This is a genomic window from Lactobacillus sp. UMNPBX17 (genome assembly GCF_002553735.1).
Classification (GTDB): domain Bacteria; phylum Bacillota; class Bacilli; order Lactobacillales; family Lactobacillaceae; genus Lactobacillus; species Lactobacillus gallinarum.
The window spans coordinates 1-1,442 of sequence record NZ_PCYT01000137.1; the positions used below are offsets into that span (position 1 = coordinate 1).

General features: G+C 26.4%; 3 protein-coding genes. All 3 read right to left on the reverse strand.

Features of this window, described 5'->3' with window-relative positions:
- Positions 1-282, reverse strand: a 282-nt coding sequence (locus tag CP368_RS09915; RefSeq protein ID WP_143468330.1) for a hypothetical protein, incomplete at its 3' end; no start/stop codon positions are given.
- Between the two features lie 143 nt (positions 283-425).
- Positions 426-668, reverse strand: coding sequence for a hypothetical protein (locus CP368_RS09920; protein ID WP_098046054.1), 243 nt, complete (start codon positions 666-668; stop codon positions 426-428).
- 17 nt (positions 669-685) lie between these two features.
- On the reverse strand, positions 686-1,442 hold a 757-nt coding region (locus CP368_RS09925), incomplete at its 5' end, for a DUF3800 domain-containing protein (RefSeq protein ID WP_233185889.1).

Genomic DNA, 1,442 nt, shown 5'->3' on the forward strand with positions numbered 1-1,442 from the left:
ACCCGGTACTGTTGTTTCAACCTTATCAGCATCTTCAGGTTTGGAAAGATATTTAAAAACTAACCATATTACAGAGAAAGCTACCAAAAAGTATAAGTTATATATTTTAACCATAATTTCTGGTGCTAGATTTAACAAAGCATTCCAATCTTTTCCAGTGATCAAATTTTTCAATGATTGAATATTTAAAAGCCATATAATAATATCTAATAAAAACACTATACTAGAAAAATTCATCTTGATTAATCTAGTGCTTAAATTTTTCAAAATCGAATCTGCCATAGAATTATCCATCTTCTCTACTTTTTATTCCTATTACCATTAAAAAATAGTCTCACTTTTATTAGATAGCAAAAATTAGACTATCTAATAAAGTAAGACTATATCCTACCATATTATTTCCACATAGATTATTCTGTAGTTACTTAAAATTCATTAAACATAGCACGCAATCTAATAGCTGCATTGTCATTTATTCTTTCAGATATATTTTTCCTACTTGTATACATTTCTTTTGCAGAGTTAAAAGTGTATAACTCCTCAAGTAAGCTGATTAAGTAAACAAAGTCATCACTATAAATACTTACATATGTTTTATAAAAAGAATCATTATACTTAGTAAGAATTACATATAATTTATGATACATTTCAAGTTGTGTATCATTCAATTCAAACCACTCTGAACTTAATAAATGTTTTTTATAGCATCATATTTAGAATTATAAGCTAATTCCTTTCGCATTGCTCTCATCAGCTTCGTTATCAAACCTACAAACAAATCAGCCATTTGAATTCCAAAATTATCTTCAGAGTTCATTTCAATGCATTTATATTTACCTAAATATCGTCTTGCTGTATTCAATGTATTATTTTCTCTATCTATAATAAGAAGATAATCGTTTATTTTTTGTTCTTCTAAATACTTTTCGAACCCCTGAAATGCATTATCATACTTCCAATTTTCATTAATAACATTATTAGCTTTTTTCTTTTCTTCATCAGTGAGTAATGAAAAGCACTTATACATAATCGTATAATTAATAATTTCTGAATGTTTGAGTTCTACGTTTTGTTTGTCTTCATCTATTTTCTCTTGTAAGAAATCACATACAGTTTCGATAAATTTAGACACATTCAAATCTTCACTTAATAATATCTTTTCTACTTCAAGAGGTTCATATTGTGAAATAGCCTTAGTCAAACTATACGTAAAACTTTTAACATTGCATATTTGTGGATCAAGTAAAGCATTTAGTAATTGCTGACATATATACTGTATTTTAGAAGTTACAGAATAATAGACATATGTATCGTCAGCAAATAAATTTAAAAAATCTTCTATAAATTTCAAACCGCCGATTGTAAAATTAAATTGAATACTTGATAGAAAATAAAAAGTCCATTTGGACCTGTTTGATAGAATGTTAATAACCACAAAAACA